Below are 18,107 nucleotides of genomic sequence, written 5' to 3'. Positions count from 1 at the left end.
CGGGGTTCAGGACAGCAGCTGGCGGATCTCGTCGAAGATCAGCTCGATGTCGCGGGTGCCGTTGATGTGCCTGAGCAGACCGTGGCGATCGTAGTATTCGATCAGCGGCTGGGTCTGTTCCTCGTAGACTTTCAGACGGTTGACCACGGTTTCTTCGTTGTCGTCCGCGCGGTGGATCAGTTCGCCGCCACACAGGTCGCACACGCCCTCTTTCTGTGGCGGGAACGTATGCGTGTTGAAGACCGCGCCGCAGTCCCCGCAGGAAACGCGGCCGGTGAGACGCTGCTTGAGCTCCTCGAACGGGACGTCGATCTGGATCGCGCGGTCCAGCGGCGACTCGATGTCGGCCAGCATGGTGTCTAGGGCCTCGGCCTGGGCGACATTGCGCGGGAAGCCATCGAGGATGAAGCCCTTCTGCGCATCGGGTTCCTGCAGGCGGTCGCGGATCAGGCCGAGGACCAGGTCGTCCGGTACCAGATTGCCGGATTCCATTGCGTTCTCGACTTTCTTCCCGAGTTCGGTCTGGGCGGCGACCGCGGCGCGCAGCAGGTCGCCGGTGGAGATCTGGGGAATGCCGAAGGTGGCCACCATCTTCTTGGCCTGGGTGCCCTTGCCGGACCCCGGTGCGCCCATCAGGACGATACGCATGACTGACTCCTGCTGCCCGGTGCGTCGCCGAACCGCAGCACAAGCCGGGTATCGAGCGGCGCGGTGAATGGCTTTGGTGAACGGGTTGCAGCAGACAAACGCAAACCGTTCCCCGAGCGCGGTCTTATACCGCCTGAGGCCGATGCGCCGCAACCGCCGGGTTTGATTCGTGTTCTCGGGGCTGTGGGATGACGGGTGCCATTGCGGGTGCTCTCCCCTGTATAATCCCCCGCTCTTCAAAGCAATCGGAAACTACTCAAGCATGGACCTTAACCAGATCGAAGCCGGCAAGGATCTCCCCAACGACATCAACGTGGTGATCGAGATCCCCACCCAGGGCCAGCCCGTCAAATACGAGATGGACAAGGACAGCGGGGCCCTGGTGGTCGATCGCTTCATGGCGGTCTCGATGTTCTACCCGTGCAACTACGGATTCATCCCGAACACGGAGTCGGAAGACGATGACCCGGTGGACGTGCTGGTGATCACCCCGGTGCCGCTTCTGCCGGGCTCGGTCGTGCGCTCGCGCCCGATTGGCATGCTGAAGATGACCGACGAGGCTGGCGTGGACGCGAAGATCCTTGCGGTACCGGTCGACAAGCTGTGCACGCAGTCCGCGAGATTCCAGGGCCCGGAAGACGTGCCGCAGGAATTGCTCGACTCGATCAAGCACTTCTTCGAGCGCTACAAGGAGCTGGAGAAGGGCAAGTGGGTCAAGGTGGAAGGCTGGGTTGGCGCCGAGGAAGCCAAGGCGGAGATTGTTGCCAGCTACAAGCGTTACCAGAAAAGCAAGATCTGACGCCGCGACCCGCTGCATGCAGCGGTCGGCAAGGGCCGGGCCGTCCCTGTGGGACGGTTCGGTTTTCGTGTGGGCGGGCGACCGGCCGGGTCGTGGCGTGGTGACCCGCTGAGATGGCCGAACGCGACGCCTATGGCGAGGAACAGCAGGATCGCGAGCGTTTCGTGGTGCGCATCCTGCTGGCACTGGTGATCCTGGCGGCGATCCTGCTGGCGCTTGGCTGGCGGTTGTCGGGCCTGCAGGTCGGCGCGCATTCGCATTTCACCACGCTGTCGGAGAACAATCGCCTGCGGGTGGAGCCGATCGCCCCGACCCGCGGCGTGATCCGGGACCGCAACGGCGTGCTGCTGGCGGGCAACCGCGCTTCCTACCAGCTGGAGGTCACGGTGGAGCAGGCCGGGGATCTCGATTCCCTGCTGGCCCGGCTGCGTGGCTACGTGGAGCTGAGCGAGGCGGATGTCGAACGCTTCCGCCGGGGCGTTCGCCAGCGCCGTCCGTTCCAGCCGGTGCTGCTGAAGGCCGGGCTGGACGACGAGACGGTGGCGCGCATCGCGGTCTCGCGCCATGAACTGCCGGGGGTCGAAATCGAGGCACGGCCGCTGCGTTTCTATCCCCTGGGCTCCAAGTTCTCGCATGCGGTCGGCTACGTCGGGCGCATCAACCAGCAGGATCTGCAGCGCGTGGACGGACGTGCCTACGCCGGTACCTCGCATATCGGCAAGAGCGGTGTCGAACGCTATTACGAGGAGCTGCTGCACGGCCGGCCGGGTTACCGCCAGGTGGAGGTGAATGCCCAGGGGCGCGTGATCCGCGAGCTCTCGGTGACGCCGCCGCAACCCGGCACGGACCTGACCCTGACCCTGGATGTGAACCTGCAGCAGGCCGCCTACCGCGCGCTGGCCGGGCGGGACGGCGCCATCGTGGCCATTGACCCCAACAACGGCGAGGTGTTGGCACTGGTCAGCGCCCCCGGTTTCGACCCCGAGGCCTTTGTTCACGGGATATCGCAGGGCGACTTTGCCGCGGTGCGCGATGACAAGCGCCGCCCGCTGTTCAACCGCGCGCTGAGTGGCCAGTACCCGCCAGGCTCGACGATCAAGCCACTGGTCGGGCTGGCCGCCCTGAACGAGGACGTCACCACTGCCGAGCGCGAGATGTTCGCCCGTGGCTACTACCAGCTACCGGGGCACGAGCGGCGCTATCGCGACTGGCGTCGCGAGGGCCATGGCCGGGTGGACATGTCGCGGGCCATCGCGGTGTCCTCCGACGTCTACTTCTACGACCTGGCCCATACCATGGGCATCGATCGCATGGTGCCGATCCTGGGGGCCTTCGGGATCGGCCAGCGCACCGGCATTGATTCCACCGGCGAACGAGCGGGCATCCTGCCCAGTCGCGACTGGAAGCGGGCGACGCATGACGAGGTGTGGTTCCCCGGCGAGACGCTGATCACCGCGATCGGCCAGGGGTATATGCTGTCCACACCCCTGCAGATGGCCGATTTCACCGCGGCGCTGGCCGTCCGCGGCGAGCGCTACCAGCCGCATTTGCTGCGTGCCATGGATAACGGGACCGGCGAGCCGGAATATCCCCTCCCGGTGAAGCGCGAGCCGGTAACGGTGGACGCGAAGCACTGGGACGCGATCCACGGCTCGCTGGTGGAAGCCGTTCACGCCCGCCACGGGACCGCCTGGGGCAGCGTGGGCAGTACCCGTCCGGAATACACCATTGCCGGCAAGACCGGTACGTCGCAGGTGTTCAGCCTGGGCGAGGACGAGGAGTACGACGAAGACGAGCTGGCCCGACGCCTGTGGGACCACGCGCTGTTCGTGGGCTACGCCCCGGCCGAGGACCCGCGCATCGCGGTCGCCGTGCTGGTCGAGCACGGCGGTTCCGGCGGCCGGGTCGCCGCACCCGTAGCCCGCGAGGTGCTGGATGCCTATCTGCTGGAGGGGGCGGGCATGACCCTCGAGGTCCCGGAGGACGAATGATCAGCGTGACCGGACGGGAAATGTCGATCAGCCAGTGGGCCCTGCGCAGCCTTCGTCTGGACAGCGTGCTGCTGGTGCTGCTGTCCATCCTGCTGCTGCTGGGGCTGGCGGTGCTGTTCAGCGCCACCGGCGAGAGCGTGATCGCCCTGGAGCGCCAGGTGATGCGCATCGGCCTGGGGGTGACGGCGATGCTGCTGGTGGCGCAGGTGTCCATGTATGCCCTGCGCGCCATCTCGCCGTGGCTGTTCGTGGCCGGGGTCCTGCTGTTGCTGGCGGTGATGTGGGTCGGCGATGTCGGCAAGGGCGCCCAGCGCTGGCTGGATCTCGGCTTCATGCGTTTCCAGCCCTCCGAGATCATGAAGCTTGCCGTGCCGATGATGGTGGCCTGGTATCTGTCGCTGCGCAGCGGGCGACCGCGCTTTCGGGACCTTGTGGTGACCGCGGCGCTGATCCTGGTTCCGGTGTACCTGATCATGCAGCAGCCGGATCTCGGGACCTCGATGCTGGTGGGGGCGGCGGGATTCCTGGTGGTCTTCCTCGCGGGCCTGGGCTGGCGCTGGTTCCTCGGGCTCGGGGTGGTGGCCGCGGCCGCTATCCCGGTCCTGTGGTCGCAGATGCTGGATTACCAGCGTCAGCGAGTGCTGACGCTGTTCAACCCGGAATCCGATCCGCTGGGGGCGGGTTATCACATTATCCAGTCGAAGATCGCGATCGGGTCCGGCGGCCTGTATGGCAAGGGGTGGCTGAACGGGACCCAGTCGCAGCTGGAGTTTCTGCCGGAGCGCTCCACCGACTTCATTTTTGCGGTCTACGCCGAGGAATTCGGCTTTATTGGTGTCGCGCTGCTCCTGCTGCTGTATTTTGCGATTGTCGCCCGCGGGCTCTGGATCGCCGCGCTGGCACAGGATCGCTATGCCCGGCTGCTGGGCGGGAGTATCAGCCTGACCTTTGCGGTCTACATGGTGGTCAATATCGGCATGGTGACCGGTCTGCTGCCGGTGGTTGGCGTGCCGCTGCCCCTTGTCAGTTACGGGGGGACTTCGCTGGTGACCCTGATGGTCGCCTTCGGTATTCTCATGAGCATAGCCTCCCAGAAACGCCTGGTGAATCGATGACCCTGACCCTGCGCCCCGTGTGGGCCCGCCTTGCCCGTCCGCTCCTGTTGCCGCTCGGGCTGGCTCTGTCCCTGGTGGCCACGTCCCTCCCGGTGGCGGCGGAAAGCGAATTCCGCGCGGGCGATCCGCCATATCTCGAGCGCGACGAGGTTCAGGCCTTCATCGACGAGCAGGTCGCGGCCGGCCGCGACCGCGAGGCGCTGGAGTCGATGTTTGCCGCGGCCAACCCGCAGCAGCGCATCCTCGATCTGATCTCCAGCCCGGCCGAGGCGCGGCCGTGGAAGGATTACCGGCCGATCTTCATCACCGACGAGCGCATCGAGCGTGGCCGCGAGTTCATGCTGGAGCATGACCGGTGGCTCCAGCGCGCCGAGGACCGCTTTGACGTGGAGCCGAAGATCATCGCCGCGATCATCGGGGTCGAGACCTACTACGGCCGCAACACCGGTGGTTTTCGCGTGTTTGATGCCCTGGTCACCCTGGGCTTCGACTACCCGCCGCGGTCCGACTTCTTCCGCCGCGAGCTGGGCGAGTTCCTGACGCTCGTGGACGAGGAAGGCCTCGATCCGCGCGAGACGCGTGGCTCCTACGCCGGGGCCATGGGGCGTGGCCAGTTCATCTCGTCCAGCTATCGCCATTACGCGGTGGACTTCGACGGTTCCGGCCAGCGCGACCTGCTGAATTCCTGGCCGGATGCGATCGGCTCGGTTGCCAACTACTTCCGCGAGCACCGCTGGAATCACGGCGAGCCGGTAGTGGCGAAGGCCCGCGTCGAGGGTGATGCCCACGAGGACCTGATCAGTCGCAACTATCAGGCCCGCTTCGACCTCGCGGAGCTGGCCGAGCACGGCATCTACCCGGACGAGGCCGTGGACGAGGATGGCGAGTATTCGTTTATCCGGCTCGAGGGCGATGATGGTTACGAGTACTATCTGGGATATCCGAATTTCTACGTGATCACCCGTTACAACCGGAGCCCGCTGTATGCGATGGCCGTGCACCAACTGGCCGAGGCCCTGGCCGAGTAACCCGCGCCCGGCGGGTGCGCTAGGTGCTGCGTTCGCGGCCTTGCTGGCGCTGGTCCTGGCGGGCTGTTCGTCGACTCCCGACCGCGAGTCGGACCCGGATCGCCCGCTGGGCGATGCCGCGTATGACAGCTACCCGGATCCCGCGCATGTCCCGCAGGACCTGGCGCTCATTCCGGAGCCGGAGCCACGCGACGAGCCTCCGAGTCGCTATGGCAATCCCCCCGAGTACGAGGTCTTCGGTCAGCGGTATCGCACCCTCCGGACCAGTGATGGCTTCGAGGAGGAAGGGGTTGCCTCCTGGTACGGGACCAAGTTTCACGGCCGGCGGACCTCCAGCGGCGAGCCCTATGACATGTACGCGATGACGGCGGCGCACAAGTCGTTGCCGCTGCCGAGCTACGTCGAGGTGACCAACCTGGAAAACGGCAAGCAGGTCGTGGTGCGGGTGAATGATCGCGGGCCCTTCGTCGACGGGCGCATCATCGATCTTTCCTACGCGGCTGCCCATCGCATCGACATGACGGATGCCGGGGTGGCGCGGGTACGCATCCGCGCGGTTGGGCCGGGCGATACCCGCTCTGCCCGTGTCGCGGCGGCACCGGAGCCCGAGCCGCTCGAAGTGGCCGCGGAACCCCGGGCGATCGCCTTGGCCGAACCGCAGGACGCCTCGACGGGCGCTGACGTGGCCAATGGCGAGGCGCGCGGGTCCGGGCGTTTTGTCCAGGTCGGGGCGTTCGCCGAACGTCACTCCGCCGAGCAGGTGCGCGAGGATTTGCGCGCGCTCGGGTTCGAGTCGGTGCGGATCTCCAGCGTCGAGCGGGACAACGGCGTGGCCCTGCACCGCGTGCGCATCGGCCCGCTCGCCGATGGCGAGGCTGTCCGCACGATTACCGATCGCCTGCAGGGCGCGGCGCACGTGGACTACCGCGTGGTCAACGACGCGCCGTAGCATCCGTTTTCGTGGTTTTCCGGCCCGTTCCGGGCCCCGATTCTGCTATCGTAGACCGGTCCTTCAGGAGGTCCTTCCCCATCATGAATTCGTCCGTCCGCACCCCGTTTCTGCCGCTTCTGGCGGCCTGCCTGCCGGTGATCCTGGCGCTCGTGCTGGCGCTTGTTCCAGCGCACGCGCAGGAGCCGGAGCTGCCCGTGGCCGGTTCGGGTGCGAACGTGCCCGGCGGCATCCCGCGTCCGCCCTCGGACGTGACGGCGGCGAGCTATGCACTGATGGACTTCGACTCCGGCCTGATGCTGGCCAGCCGCGACCCGATGGTGGAACGCGAGCCGGCAAGCCTGACCAAGCTGATGACGGCCTACGTGGTGTTCGGCGAGATTACCGCGGGTCGCATGGCGCTGGACGACCGGGTGACGGTCAGCGAGCGCGCCTGGCGCACCGGGATGCGCGGGGCTTCGCGCATGTTTATCGAGGTTGGCGAGGAAGTCGGCGTCGAGGACCTGCTGCGCGGGATGATTGTCCAGTCCGGTAACGACGCCTCCACGGCCCTGGCCGAGCACGTCGCCGGTTCCGAAGGGGCGTTCGTCGACATGATGAATGCCCAGGCCCGCGAACTGGGGATGCGCCAGTCCTACTTTGCCAACCCGCACGGCTTGCCGTCCGACGAGTCGCAGTACACCACGGCGCAGGACATGGCGCTGCTCGCGCGGGCGCTGATCCGGGACTTCCCCGATCTCTACGGCTACTACAGCGAGCGCTCGTTCGAGTACAACGACATCTCGCAGAGCAATCGCAATATGCTCCTCTGGCGCGATGCCGGGTTCGACGGCCTGAAGACCGGCTGGACCTCGAACGCCGGCTACAATCTGGTCTCCTCCGCCGAGCGCAACGACCGCCGACTGGTGGCCGTGGTCATGGGCATCGAGGCATCCGACCACCAGCAGGGCGGCACCCGCCGCGCCAATGAATCGCAGGCGCTGGTGAACTGGGGCATGCGGTTCACCGCGACACGCAAGCTGTTTGATGGCGGCCACGAACTGGGGAGTCCGCGGGTCTACCGCGGGTCACAGACCGAGGTGGCTGTCGGTCTGGCCGAGGACTTCTGGGTAATGGTCCCGCCGGGACGGGAGGACGACCTGGACGCCTCGATGGAGGTGAGCCAGCCGCTGGAGGCGCCGCTTGCCGCGGGCGACCCGGTGGGCGAGGTCGTGGTGCGCCTGAACGGCGAGGTGATCCGGACCCAGCCGCTGGTCGCGTTGCAGCCGGTGGAACAGGGCGGACTCGTACGGCGCCTGTGGGATGGCGCGGCCCTCGGTATCCAGGCGGCCTGGCCGTTCTGAACCGCGTACCGATCGTGAGCATTGCCTATTTCAACGGGGACTACCTGCCGCTGGACCAGGTCCGAATCTCGCCGCTGGACCGGGGTTTCCTGTTTGGGGACTCGGTTTACGAGGTGATCCCCAGTTACGCCGGCGAGTTCTTCCTGCTCCCCGAACATCTCGAACGGCTGGCGCGGTCCCTCGAGGCCATTCGCATCCCGAACCCGTTTGCGCCCGCGGAGTGGACTGCGCTGCTGACGGATCTGCTGGTGCGCAATGCCGATCCCGCGACCCCGGATCTGGGTGTCTACCTGCAGGTGACGCGTGGCGTGGCCCCGCGCGATCATGCCTTTCCCGCGGATGCGCGGCCGACGGTTCTGGCGATGGCGAGTCCGATTCGCCCCCTGCCGGAGGCAGTGCGCGTGGAGGGCGTGGCGGCCGTGACGGCCGAGGATTGCCGCTGGGAACGCTGTGATATCAAGGCGACCACGCTGCTGGCGAACGTGCTGAACCGCCAGGAAGCGATGGAGCGGGGTGCCGTCGAGGCCGTTCTGCTGCGCGACGGAAAGCTGACCGAAGGTGCGGCCAGCAATGTCTTCGTGGTCCTCGACGGGCGGGTCATCACCCCGCCGCTGGACGCCTCGGTGCTGCCGGGGGTCACCCGTTGGCGGGTGCTTGAACTCGCGCGCGAGCTGGGGTACCCGGTGGAAGAGCGCGGGGTCAGCGCGGACGAGTTGGCCCGGGCGGGAGAGATCTGGCTCACCAGTTCGACGCGCGAGATCCTCCCGGTCACGCGTCTGGATGACCACGCCGTGGGTGCCGGCCTTCCCGGACCGGTCTGGCAGGCCGTCCACGCGGCCTATCAGGCCGCCAAGCCCGGCGCGCAGGTAAGAACACCCATGCAGTCGGGAGGTTCCGCATGAGCGACCGCGAGACGCTGATCGAGTTTCCCTGCCGGTTCCCGGTGAAGGTCATGGGTGATGCGCACCCGGAACTGCTGGAGGCGGTCGAGGGCTGCGTGGCGGAGCACCTGGATGCCGAGGACGCGGTGATCGAGCAGCGCGCCTCGCGCGCGGGCCGCTTCGTCGGCATCACCATCACCTTTACCGCGACCAGTCAGGAACAGCTGGACGCCTTCTACCGCTCCCTTGGCCGCTGCGACCGGGTGCGCATGATCCTGTGACACCGGCCCCGGTCGAGGTGCGCGAGCTGGGGCTGCAGCCCTACGTCCCGGTATGGCAGGCGATGCAGCTCCACGGGCGTGAGCGCGGGGGCGCTGCCCCCGACGCCTTGTGGTGCGTGCAGCACCCCCCGGTCTTCACCCAGGGCCGCAATGGCCGCCCCGAACACCTGCTCGATCCCGGTGCGATTCCGGTGGTGGCGATCGATCGCGGTGGACAGGTGACCTACCACGGGCTCGAGCAGTTGGTGGTTTACACCTTGCTGGACCTGAAACGCCTGGGTATTGGTGTGCGCCGCCTCGTCGAGTGCCTCGAGCAGGCGATTATCGATACGCTGGACGAGTGGGGCATCAAGGCCGAGCGCCGGGCGAACGCGCCCGGCGTCTATGTCGGGTCGGCGAAGATCGCGGCCCTGGGCCTGCGGGTGCGCCATGGGCGCAGCATTCATGGCCTGGCCCTGAATGTAGCGCCGGACCTTGAGCCGTTTGCCCGTATCAACCCCTGTGGCTACGCCGGCCTGCCGACCACGTCCATGCAGGCGCTCCTGGGCGAGCCGGTCGCAATCGACCGTGTGCGCGATGCGCTCCTGGCGAATCTCGGCGCACAGCTGTTCGAGGGGGCGGATGTCGCGCTTCGGCACAAGGCGGCGTTGCCCGCCGAACTGGTGCGCGTGCTGGCGCTGGGCCGCAGCCCGGCGCCGTAACACGTCGCCTGGCCTTCCCAAGGCTGGGTTGTGGCTGGTCCCGGTTCATCCTTCGGTGTTTACGGTGGCGTCGTCCGGCCGCCTGCCAGGCGCTCTCTCGCGAGCGCACCGCGAGGTACTTCTTTGCTCGTGCAAAGAAGTACCCAAGAAACACGCCCGACTGCCGCGACCCCGGCCCGCTGCGCGGGCCGGGGTTTCCCTCGCTCCGAGGCTTTTCGCGGGCGGCGCTGAACTCGCTGCGCCTGCGGCTCCGCTCAGACATCCAGCGCCTTGAATCCCGCGAAAAGCCTCTCCACTCGGCGCGACGACAACGGGGAGGTAGGTCAAAACAACGGCTATCCCAGCGATATAGCTAGTGGATGATGGCTAGGTCTTCGGACATCTCGGGCACGCTCGGCCTTTGGCCGTTGCGTGCCGCGCCCGCGCAGCGGGCGCCGGGGGTGTTCGGGCGGCCGTGCCTATGGGCTGGGCAGGAATGTCGGAGTAGCGTCGGTTTTGACTTTCTCCTCCCGTATGGAGCCCCTTGCGGAAGGGTTCTCGGGCCGGGAGAAGGCGCTGGATGTCTGAGCGGAGCCGAAGGCGTAGCGAGTTCAGCGCCGCCGGCCCGAGGGCCCTGGAGCAAGGTTCCTGGGCGGAATCCGGGTGCCCTTCTTTGGGCACTTTCTTGGGCAAGCAAGAAAGTGCCTCGGGGCGCGCTGGCGAGTCAGCGCCGGGCAGTATGCGGACCGGAGCCACCGTAAACACCAGAGGATGAACCGGGGCCAGCCACGACCAGGCAGGCGGTGGCGCGAGGCCCTGTAAACAATCGGTTTTCAAGCCGCTCTAGCTACGGGCTGCGCTGGTACGACACGTGAACGTTCGGAGCAGCCAGGCCGCACCGGACGCGTTGCCGCGGCAAGGCACCCGGGACGGGTCAGGCGGTTTCGAGGCCCTGGGCCTGGAGGTCGGCGTGGTAGGACGAGCGGACCATCGGGCCGCTGGCGACCTGCTTGAAGCCCATCTCGCGGGCGCGCTCGCCCAGCTCGTCAAACTCCTCGGGTGACAGGAAGCGCGTGACCGGCAGGTGATGGCGCGAGGGCTGCAGGTACTGGCCCAGGGTCAGCATGTCGCAGCCGTGGTCGCGCAGGTCCTGCAGGACCTCCAGCAGCTCCTCGCGGGTTTCGCCCAGCCCCAGCATCAGGCCGGACTTGGTCGGCACACCCGGGTGTTGCGCGCGGAACTGGCGGAGCAGCTCCAGCGACCAGGCATAGTCGGCGCCGGGGCGAGCCTCGCGGTACAGCCGCGGGACGGTCTCGAGGTTGTGGTTGAAGACGTCCGGCGGGGCCTGGTGCATGATCTCCAGCGCGCGGTCCATGCGCCCGCGAAAGTCCGGCACGAGGATCTCGATCTTGGTCTTCGGGTTGAGCGTGCGCACCTCGCGGATGCAGTCGACGAAGTGCCCGGCGCCGCCGTCGCGCAGGTCGTCGCGGTCCACCGAGGTGATAACCACGTAGTTGAGGCCGAGCGCATGAATGGTCTCGGCCAGGTGACGGGGCTCGTCCGCATCCAGCGCCTCGGGGCGGCCGTGGGCCACGTCGCAGAACGGACAGCGCCGGGTGCAGATGTCGCCCATGATCATGAAAGTGGCCGTGCCGTGGGCGAAGCATTCGCCAAGGTTCGGGCAGCTCGCCTCTTCGCAGACGGTGTGCAGCTTCTGCTCGCGCAGGATGCCCTTGATGCGCTGCACCTCGGGTCGCGCCTGGCTCTGGGCGCGAATCCACTTGGGCTTGCGCTGCGGGCGCTCGGTCGGATTGATCTTGACCGGGATGCGGGCGACCTTGTCGGCGGCGCGCTGTTTCTCTCCGGGCTGGGGGCGGGTGCGTGTGTCCATGGACCTTCCCTGAATCTCTCTGGCGGCCGGGATGCAGCCGGCCGGCGTGGGGCGATACCGGATCAGGCGACCTGACGGATCAATGTCTCGACTTCCTGTCGTGCGGACTCGATGGCCGGCAGGCTGCCGTCCTCATCGAGGACGAAGCCGAGCCGCTCCACCGCCCGCAGGTCAGCGAGCGGGATACGGTCGGCGAGCGGGTCGTCCTCGGCATCCCGCGGGCATGCGGCGCGGGCAATCCGCACGATGTCCGTCAGGACAGGGGCCTCGGGGTTTTCCGGGCCGCCGGAATCGCGAATCGCATCCATGATATCGGATGCCAGGTCCCATTGCCGGGCAACCAGTTCCCCGATCAGGCCTTCCAGGCGGAACAGCACGCGCTCGACCTCTTCCGGTGTGCGTCCCGGGTGGCGGCGGGCGACCTCGGCGATCACGGGCAGGGCCCCCACTCGATGCAGCAGGCCGGCGAGCAGGGCGGTCTGTGGGTCGACCGCTTCGCTCTGGTCGGCCAGCACGCAGCTGATGGCGGCGATCCGGGCGGAGCGGCGCCACAGGCGTTCCAGCAGTTCGTGGTAGGGGCTGTCGCGATGAATGAAGACCTGGTGCATCGCCAGGGCCATCACCAGCTGGCGAGTGCGTTCCAGGCCCAGGCGGGCGACCGCGTCCTGCAGGCGGGCGACCTCGCGGCGGCTGCCCATGGCCGGGCTGTTGGCCACGCTCAGCAGCCGTCCCGCGACGCTCGGGTCTTCTTCGATGATGCGGGTGGCCTCGGCGATGGAGACATCCGGGTCCTTCAGGGCCTGCTGCAGGTGCAGCGCGACCTCGGGCAACTGGGGCAGGACCAGCTCCCCCGAGTAGGCATGGGTATAGATGCTGCTGAACAGTTCGCCCTCGAGGTCGGACAGCTCGATCTCGCTGACCTCGACGCTGTCCTGGCTGCCGCCGTCCACCAAGGTTTCAAAGACCTTGCGGTCCAGCATCGCCAGCGTGGAGCGTGCTGCCGCAATCGCGTGACTGCGATAGTCGTGGCTGTCGAACAGTGGATTGAGGGCCTCGCTGGAGTCCCCTTTCAGCATGACCGAATTGCGGCCATTGGCCAGGATCATGCGGCCTTCGAGAAGGAAGATCATGCTGCGGAATTCGTCGCGTGCGTGCAGCTTGAAGCCCGGATCCACCGTCATGGTCCGGGCGTGCTGCAGCAGCTTGTCGCGGGCGCGTTCGCTGAGATCGGCGAACGGGCGCAGCTGGGGAAGGCGTTCCTCGATCACCACGATCTAGACGTTGAACATGGCGCGGAGTTCCGCCAGGTCCTCGGCGCGTTCCTCGAGGAAGGCGATGGGTTCACCCGGCGCCGGGGGTGTAATGTCGAGCGTGGCAAACGCGGCGACCTCTGCGGCATCGGGCACGGTCTCGCCCTCGGCGTGGCGGGCGGCCCATTCGGCGACCAGGGTAATGCTGGCGTAATTGGGCTCGGGTGCACGATAGCCCCAGTCCCCGGCGTGCTCGGCGACGGTGACCAGGTCACCGCCAAGGTCCCAGTAGTTGATGACCAGCACGCCGGCCAGGTTGCGCAGGCGCCGCACCAGCGACTGCACGCGTTCGGTGTCGGGGTGATCCTCGCGCAGTTCCACGAACTGGATGATCGGGACGGCACCGATGCCGGCGACCAGGCCGGCGAGCAGGGCCCGTTCGCGGTCCAGGAGTTTCAGGGAGTCGGCGATCAGGTAGCTGTAGGCGGATTGCAGGGCGCCGTGTTTCCAGCTGGCCTCCATGGCGTCGCGGGTGGAGGCGTGCTTGGCCTTGAAGGCCTGGCGCAGGGCCATGTTCATCGCCAGCATGCGGGTGTTGCGAAAGCCCAGTCGGTTGACCGCATCGCGGACCGACTGGATCTGTTTGGCGGCGCGGAACAACGGGCTGTTGGTGGCGTGCAGCAGGGCGCCGGCGATGGTGCCGTCGCGCTGGATCACTTCGGTCAGCTTGTCGAGGTCCGCGTCGGGGTCGTTGGTCAGCTCCTGGATGCGCAGGGCGATCTCCGGCATGGTCGGCAGTTCCAGCCGGTTGCTGGTGATTAGGTCGTACAGTTCGCCGAAGAAGGCCCCTTCGGTGTCGTCCAGATCGGTGTCGTGCACCACCAGCGAGGCGCTGTGGGCCTTTTCCAGTGCAGACGTCGGGATCTCCAGCATCCGGCAGGGCTGCTCGGTGATGATGAAGTCCTGCGGGCCAATGTTGTGGTCGAACATCTGCAAGGGGCTGTCGGGATCGGCCGCGTCCAGCGTGATGCGGGCGGGGGTGCCGCCGCTGACCCGTACCAGCTGGCCACTCAGCAGGAACAGGTAGCGGTCCTCGACCTCCTGGGGACGCAGGCGTCGCCCGGCGTCCAGCTCCCGGGCCTGACAGGCCGAGGCCAGTTCACTGCGGGCCTGGTCCGACAGGCTGGAGGTCAGGTCCAGGTCCTGCAGCAGGGCATCAATGCTGGTGCTATCCATGGGGCGGTTCCCGATCCGTGCTGTGCCAATCCATTCCCGCGCCGCTGCCCCGGGTGGCGGGCAGCGGTAGGTGCGCGCATGCGCGGGCTATTCGAATGGCGCCAGTGTAGCATCCGATGCCGCCACGGGAACCGGCGGCACGGCCCCGCGGCAGGCGAAGCGCGGCCGGTCGTCGGCGTCGATCAGGCCATGGGCCCGCAGGAAGTCGCGCGCGTCGGCCGCGTCGTCGCCGAACCAGGCGGCGGTGCTGCCGAGGCGGAAGCTGTAGCCCCAGGCGTCCATGTCCTGCATCAGCCGCTCACGGCCGACGCCGGGCAGTTGGTCGGCCAGCAGGATCTGCAGGTAGCACACCCCGCACTCCTCGAGATCGTCGCCGCCGGCGTTGGTGTGCAGGGTGGCACGGCGCGCGGCATCCATGCAGATGACGTGCCCGGCCTCGTGCAGGGCCGAGTGGATCGGGGTGTCGGGGCGCACGTGCACCTCGTGGCCGATGATCCCGGCCTCGGGTTCGCCCCACCAGCTGCCGGGCAGCGGGGCCCGGGCCGGGTGTGGCACCAGGCGCAGGCCGTAGCGCGCGAGCAGGTTCGTCAGGTGGGCCTGCAGGGCCGGATCGCCGCAGGTCTGGATACCGGGGGGAATCATTCGTCGTGGTGGCCGGGCAGGGCCGTGGTGCGCTTGCGGCTGCGCCGCGGACATTCCTCGGGGTGCTCGCGGCACCAGGCGTCGACCCGCTCGGTGAGGTCGTCCTGAAAGCACAGCAGGTAGAACCGCGCCTGCTCGCGGTTGGCGATGGCGGGCCGCCCCAGGGTGTCCACCACGCCGGTGCGCAGCGCCGCGATGATGGCGTTGGCGGCCTTCTTCTGCGGCCAGGCGGTGATCTGCTCCCAGGCCTCGTGGGTAAAGTACAGGCGCAGGAGGTCCGGACGGGTGGTCAGCAGCATGCGCGTGACATTGCGCAGCGTGGTCTCGGCCTCGCCCCAGTCATGGACCAGGCCGCCCTCCAGCAGGCGTTCGATCTCCTCGCGACCCTTGGGCGACAGCATAAGCGCGCGAAGCGGGCGCCTCAGGCGCCCGGGGCCTCCTCGGGCGTGAAGGCGCGGATGGACAGGGCGTGCACCTCGCCGGAGTCGATCTGATCGCGCACGGTGGCGTAGACCGTCTGGTGTTTCTTGACCGCGTTCATGCCGGCGAACTGCGGGCTGACGACCAGGGCCTCGAATTTGCCCTCGCCGCCGGTGACCTCGACCTTCTCGGCCTCTGGCAGGCCGGCGCGGATGAGTTCGGCCACTTGGCTGGCTTCCATGATGTGTCCCCCGATTGCGTGCGTATGATGAATGCGAATGTCAGCCGCGGATGATAGCCGGGCGCCAGGCCCGACATGAAGTGCCCCCACACGCGGAACTCGTACCCCGGTGCGGGGCTCACACCGAAACACCTGCATGGAAAGTCGGGGTGGTTTGGTTTGACCCGAACCGGCTCGCTAGCATCAGGTCATCATCGACCGGCCCGCCGGGCCATGGAGGCAAAGGCAATGATCTTCAAGCAACTGTTCGAGGACGAGTCGTCCACCTACACCTACCTGCTGAGCTGCCCGGATACCGGGAAGACGGCCCTGATCGACCCGGTTATCGAGACCGTCGACCGTGACCTGCGCGTGCTGCAGGAGATGGGGCTGAGCCTCGACTACGTCATCGAGACCCACATTCACGCCGACCATATCACCGGCGCGCGCATGCTGCGCGAGAAGACCGGCTGCAAGCTGGGCGGGCCGGCGATGGACGAGCTGCCCTGCCGCGATTTCGGCCTGCGCGAGGGCGAGCCCTTCCAGGTGGGCAACCTGGTAGTCAACCCGCTCTACACCCCGGGGCACACCGATGCGCACCACGCGTATCTGATGGACCACGTGGGCCTGAAGATGCTGTTCTCCGGCGATGCCCTGCTGATCGAGGCCTGCGGCCGAACCGACTTCCAGTCGGGGGACGCCAAGACGCTCTATCACTCGATCCACGACAAGTTCTTCACCCTGCCGGACGAGACCCTGGTGTATCCCGCGCACGATTACGAGGAGCGCCAGATCACCACCATCGGCCAGGAGAAGATGCGCAACCCGCGCCTGGGCAAGGGCAAGCCGGAAGCGGAGTTCGTCAAGATCATGGACGAGATGGACCTGCCGTACCCGAAGAAGATCGACTGGGCCCTGCCCGGCAACGAGGGTTGTGGAATCTGTCCCGACAACCTGCCGGACGACAAGAAGCGCCTCTGCGAGACCGATCAGCAGGGCTAGCTCGGCCCCGCCCGGTGGCCCCATCAGGAGCCACCGGTTCCGAATGTTCATCCGGAGGGCGGTTTTTGCCGCCCGTCGGACCCCGTACACTCCCGCGATGACCGAACACACACCCGTTGACGTGCCGGGTCCGCTGGACCGCCTGCGCGCGATCATGGCGCGGCTGCGTGATCCCGAGTCGGGCTGTGCCTGGGATCGGGCGCAGACGGCCGGCACCATTGTGCCGTTCACCCTGGAAGAGGCCTATGAGCTGGCCGACGTGATCGCGCGCGACCAGGGCGCGGCGGCGGATACCCGCGAATTGCGCGACGAGCTGGGGGACCTGCTGTTCCAGGTGGTGTTCCAGGCCCGCATCGCCGAGGAGGCCGGGCGCTTCGATCTGGATGATGTAGCGCGCGCGATCGGCGACAAGCTGGTGCGCCGGCATCCGCACGTGTTTGCCGATGTCGAGCATGCCTCGGATGCGGAGCGCGAGGCGGCCTGGGAGGCGGACAAGGCCCGGGAGCGTGCCAATCGCGCCCAGACCAGCGCCATGGACGATATCCCGCTGGCCCTGCCGGCCCTGTCGCGGGCGGTCAAGAGCCAGCGTCGTGCCGCCCGGCTCGGCTTCGACTGGGACGACCCGGCGCCGGTGGTCGACAAGATCCACGAGGAGCTGGCCGAGGTGCAGGAGGCCGTGGACCAGGGCGAGCCCCCCGAGCGTGTCGCCGAGGAGGTCGGCGATGTGCTGTTTGCCGTGAGCAACTGGGCGCGCCACCTGGGCGTGGATCCGGAAGGCGCGCTACGCGGCAGCACGCGCAAGTTCGAGGCCCGCTTCCGCCACATGGAGGCCCTGGCCGCCGCCCGCGGCGCGAGCCTGGACACGCTGGATTTCTCGGACCAGGAGGCCCTTTACCAGGAGGCGCGGCGCCGCGAGCGCGCTGCCCGGAACGATTTCGATACCAAGGACCCGACATGACCGATGCCGTTGAACTGCCCGATCACTTTCTGCCGGCCCGGATCGAGACGATCGAGCAGGTCACGCCGCTGATCAAGGTATTCACCCTGGCGGCGGATCCGCGGCGCTTTACCAGCAAGGCGGGGCAGTGGCTGGACCTGGTGATCCCGCAGCCCGAGGGCAAGCCCTTCGTCGGGGGCTACTCGGTGGTTTCCGCGCCGCGTGCGGACGGCCGCCTGCAACTGGCCATCAAGTATGCCGACCACCACCATGCGACGCATCACCTGCACGCGGTCGCGCAGGAAGGCGACACCGTGTACATCACACCGGGGCAGGGCAGCTTCTTCTTCGAGCCCGGCATGGCAAGGAACGTCGTCCTGCTGGGGGCCGGCATCGGTGTGACGCCGCTGTTCGGTATTCTGCGCGCGATTCATGCCGACATGCCCGAGGTCTATGCGCATCTGGTGTACAGCGTGGCGCACAAGGACGAGGTGCTGTTCCCGCAGGAACTGGAGGCGATGGCCGCGGCGCCAAACATCGACGTCAGCCTGACCGTGACCCGCGAGGCCGAGGACTGGCTGGGCCATACCGGGCGCATCAGCCATCGCCTGCTGGAGTCGCTCGACCTGCCGCGCGATGCGCTGTTCTATTTCTGTGGCTCGCGCGAGTTCATCGAGGACATGGCCACGCTGCTGGCGGAATGGGGCATCCCCGAGGCGCAGCTGAAATACGAGAAGTGGTGGTAATGCGCCGCGTGTCTAGCTGAACCCGTCATTGCGAGTCGCCGCAGGCGA

Annotated in this window: 19 protein-coding genes and 1 pseudogene; 13 read left to right on the top strand and 7 right to left on the bottom strand. The window is 67.5% G+C overall.

The genetic code is table 11. The annotated features are described in order from the left end of the window. Positions 1–6 precede the first annotated feature (6 nt). On the bottom strand, positions 7–648 hold the full coding sequence (locus F817_RS0108045; RefSeq protein ID WP_024327163.1) for an adenylate kinase: 642 nt from the start codon (positions 646–648) through the stop codon (positions 7–9). A gap of 262 nt (positions 649–910) precedes the next feature. Here F817_RS0108045 and ppa point away from each other — a divergent pair, with 262 nt between their 5' ends. The 10 genes and pseudogenes from ppa (at position 911) to F817_RS14710 (ending at position 10,303) form a co-directional block, all read left to right on the top strand. After that, positions 911–1,447, top strand: coding sequence for an inorganic diphosphatase (gene ppa / locus F817_RS0108040; RefSeq protein ID WP_024327162.1), 537 nt, complete (start codon positions 911–913; stop codon positions 1,445–1,447). Positions 1,448–1,560: 113 nt separating this feature from the next. Beyond that, on the top strand, positions 1,561–3,438 hold the full coding sequence (mrdA, locus tag F817_RS0108035; RefSeq protein WP_024327161.1) for a penicillin-binding protein 2: 1,878 nt from the start codon (positions 1,561–1,563) through the stop codon (positions 3,436–3,438). Next, entirely contained in the window at positions 3,435–4,553 is a 1,119-nt protein-coding gene (rodA, locus tag F817_RS0108030) for a rod shape-determining protein RodA (protein WP_024327160.1), read from the top strand. Before mrdA ends, rodA begins: the two co-directional genes overlap by 4 nt. Further along, positions 4,550–5,581: a lytic murein transglycosylase B gene (mltB, locus tag F817_RS0108025; RefSeq protein ID WP_024327159.1), complete on the top strand. Its 1,032-nt coding sequence runs from the start codon at positions 4,550–4,552 to the stop codon at positions 5,579–5,581. Before rodA ends, mltB begins: the two co-directional genes overlap by 4 nt. Continuing rightward, positions 5,538–6,530: a septal ring lytic transglycosylase RlpA family protein gene (locus F817_RS0108020; RefSeq protein WP_029681067.1), complete on the top strand. Its 993-nt coding sequence runs from the start codon at positions 5,538–5,540 to the stop codon at positions 6,528–6,530. The genes mltB and F817_RS0108020 overlap by 44 nt, the downstream gene beginning before the upstream one ends. 83 nt (positions 6,531–6,613) lie before the next feature. Then, complete coding sequence (locus F817_RS0108015; protein WP_024327157.1) at positions 6,614–7,873, top strand: D-alanyl-D-alanine carboxypeptidase family protein; 1,260 nt, start codon at positions 6,614–6,616, stop codon at positions 7,871–7,873. A gap of 14 nt (positions 7,874–7,887) precedes the next feature. Then, entirely contained in the window at positions 7,888–8,775 is an 888-nt protein-coding gene (locus F817_RS0108010; RefSeq protein WP_024327156.1) for a D-amino acid aminotransferase, read from the top strand. Continuing rightward, positions 8,772–9,035 (top strand): YbeD family protein, encoded by a 264-nt coding sequence (locus tag F817_RS0108005; RefSeq protein WP_024327155.1) that lies wholly within the window; start codon positions 8,772–8,774, stop codon positions 9,033–9,035. Before F817_RS0108010 ends, F817_RS0108005 begins: the two co-directional genes overlap by 4 nt. Further along, positions 9,032–9,736, top strand: a complete 705-nt coding sequence (gene lipB / locus F817_RS0108000) for a lipoyl(octanoyl) transferase LipB (RefSeq protein WP_024327154.1) — start codon at positions 9,032–9,034, stop codon at positions 9,734–9,736. The genes F817_RS0108005 and lipB overlap by 4 nt, the downstream gene beginning before the upstream one ends. 359 nt (positions 9,737–10,095) lie before the next feature. After that, a pseudogene (locus tag F817_RS14710) lies at positions 10,096–10,303 on the top strand (hypothetical protein). A 346-nt stretch (positions 10,304–10,649) separates the two neighbouring features. On the opposite strand, the gene lipA reads toward F817_RS14710, so the two are convergent. The 6 genes from lipA to F817_RS0107970 all read right to left on the bottom strand — a co-directional run bounded on the left by lipA (position 10,650) and on the right by F817_RS0107970 (position 15,395). Continuing rightward, positions 10,650–11,606, bottom strand: a complete 957-nt coding sequence (lipA, locus tag F817_RS0107995) for a lipoyl synthase (protein WP_024327153.1) — start codon at positions 11,604–11,606, stop codon at positions 10,650–10,652. A 62-nt stretch (positions 11,607–11,668) separates the two neighbouring features. Continuing rightward, positions 11,669–12,874, bottom strand: a complete 1,206-nt coding sequence (locus F817_RS0107990) for an HDOD domain-containing protein (RefSeq protein WP_024327152.1) — start codon at positions 12,872–12,874, stop codon at positions 11,669–11,671. 6 nt (positions 12,875–12,880) lie between these two features. Further along, positions 12,881–14,092, bottom strand: a complete 1,212-nt coding sequence (locus F817_RS0107985) for an HDOD domain-containing protein (RefSeq protein WP_024327151.1) — start codon at positions 14,090–14,092, stop codon at positions 12,881–12,883. Between the two features lie 87 nt (positions 14,093–14,179). After that, positions 14,180–14,734, bottom strand: a complete 555-nt coding sequence (locus F817_RS0107980) for a hypothetical protein (protein WP_024327150.1) — start codon at positions 14,732–14,734, stop codon at positions 14,180–14,182. Continuing rightward, entirely contained in the window at positions 14,731–15,135 is a 405-nt protein-coding gene (locus F817_RS0107975) for a hypothetical protein (protein ID WP_024327149.1), read from the bottom strand. The genes F817_RS0107980 and F817_RS0107975 overlap by 4 nt, the downstream gene beginning before the upstream one ends. A 20-nt stretch (positions 15,136–15,155) precedes the next feature. Continuing rightward, entirely contained in the window at positions 15,156–15,395 is a 240-nt protein-coding gene (locus F817_RS0107970; RefSeq protein ID WP_024327148.1) for a BolA family protein, read from the bottom strand. Positions 15,396–15,623: 228 nt separating this feature from the next. Here F817_RS0107970 and F817_RS0107965 point away from each other — a divergent pair, with 228 nt between their 5' ends. Genes F817_RS0107965 through F817_RS0107955 form a run of 3 tightly spaced genes read left to right on the top strand, consistent with a single transcriptional unit; the run spans position 15,624 to position 18,059 of the window. Continuing rightward, the gene (locus F817_RS0107965) at positions 15,624–16,376 is read left to right on the top strand and encodes an MBL fold metallo-hydrolase (protein WP_024327147.1); all 753 of its coding nucleotides are present in this window, start codon (positions 15,624–15,626) and stop codon (positions 16,374–16,376) included. Between the two features lie 43 nt (positions 16,377–16,419). Beyond that, the gene (mazG, locus tag F817_RS0107960; protein ID WP_024327146.1) at positions 16,420–17,334 is read left to right on the top strand and encodes a nucleoside triphosphate pyrophosphohydrolase; all 915 of its coding nucleotides are present in this window, start codon (positions 16,420–16,422) and stop codon (positions 17,332–17,334) included. After that, on the top strand, positions 17,331–18,059 hold the full coding sequence (locus F817_RS0107955; protein WP_024327145.1) for a ferredoxin--NADP reductase: 729 nt from the start codon (positions 17,331–17,333) through the stop codon (positions 18,057–18,059). Before mazG ends, F817_RS0107955 begins: the two co-directional genes overlap by 4 nt. Positions 18,060–18,107: the final 48 nt, after the last annotated feature.

It is taken from the genome of Thioalkalivibrio sp. AKL19, assembly GCF_000420165.1.
In the GTDB taxonomy this organism is placed as follows: Bacteria; Pseudomonadota; Gammaproteobacteria; order Ectothiorhodospirales; family Ectothiorhodospiraceae; genus Thioalkalivibrio.
Note: the sequence above shows the minus strand (reverse complement) of the source record. Positions and strands in the feature narration are given on the sequence as shown.

What these genes read in the sequence shown, in the direction of transcription:
- F817_RS0108045 (WP_024327163.1), bottom strand. Translation starts at nt 648, where the DNA reads ATGCGTATCGTCCTGATGGGCGCACCGGGGTCCGGCAAGGGCACCCAG.
- ppa (WP_024327162.1), top strand. Translation starts at nt 911, where the DNA reads ATGGACCTTAACCAGATCGAAGCCGGCAAGGATCTCCCCAACGACATC.
- mrdA (WP_024327161.1), top strand. Translation starts at nt 1,561, where the DNA reads ATGGCCGAACGCGACGCCTATGGCGAGGAACAGCAGGATCGCGAGCGT.
- rodA (WP_024327160.1), top strand. Translation starts at nt 3,435, where the DNA reads ATGATCAGCGTGACCGGACGGGAAATGTCGATCAGCCAGTGGGCCCTG.
- mltB (WP_024327159.1), top strand. Translation starts at nt 4,550, where the DNA reads ATGACCCTGACCCTGCGCCCCGTGTGGGCCCGCCTTGCCCGTCCGCTC.
- F817_RS0108020 (WP_029681067.1), top strand. Translation starts at nt 5,538, where the DNA reads ATGCGATGGCCGTGCACCAACTGGCCGAGGCCCTGGCCGAGTAACCCG.
- F817_RS0108015 (WP_024327157.1), top strand. Translation starts at nt 6,614, where the DNA reads ATGAATTCGTCCGTCCGCACCCCGTTTCTGCCGCTTCTGGCGGCCTGC.
- F817_RS0108005 (WP_024327155.1), top strand. Translation starts at nt 8,772, where the DNA reads ATGAGCGACCGCGAGACGCTGATCGAGTTTCCCTGCCGGTTCCCGGTG.
- lipA (WP_024327153.1), bottom strand. Translation starts at nt 11,606, where the DNA reads ATGGACACACGCACCCGCCCCCAGCCCGGAGAGAAACAGCGCGCCGCC.
- F817_RS0107985 (WP_024327151.1), bottom strand. Translation starts at nt 14,092, where the DNA reads ATGGATAGCACCAGCATTGATGCCCTGCTGCAGGACCTGGACCTGACC.
- F817_RS0107980 (WP_024327150.1), bottom strand. Translation starts at nt 14,734, where the DNA reads ATGATTCCCCCCGGTATCCAGACCTGCGGCGATCCGGCCCTGCAGGCC.
- F817_RS0107975 (WP_024327149.1), bottom strand. Translation starts at nt 15,135, where the DNA reads ATGCTGTCGCCCAAGGGTCGCGAGGAGATCGAACGCCTGCTGGAGGGC.
- F817_RS0107970 (WP_024327148.1), bottom strand. Translation starts at nt 15,395, where the DNA reads ATGGAAGCCAGCCAAGTGGCCGAACTCATCCGCGCCGGCCTGCCAGAG.
- F817_RS0107965 (WP_024327147.1), top strand. Translation starts at nt 15,624, where the DNA reads ATGATCTTCAAGCAACTGTTCGAGGACGAGTCGTCCACCTACACCTAC.
- mazG (WP_024327146.1), top strand. Translation starts at nt 16,420, where the DNA reads ATGTTCATCCGGAGGGCGGTTTTTGCCGCCCGTCGGACCCCGTACACT.
- F817_RS0107955 (WP_024327145.1), top strand. Translation starts at nt 17,331, where the DNA reads ATGACCGATGCCGTTGAACTGCCCGATCACTTTCTGCCGGCCCGGATC.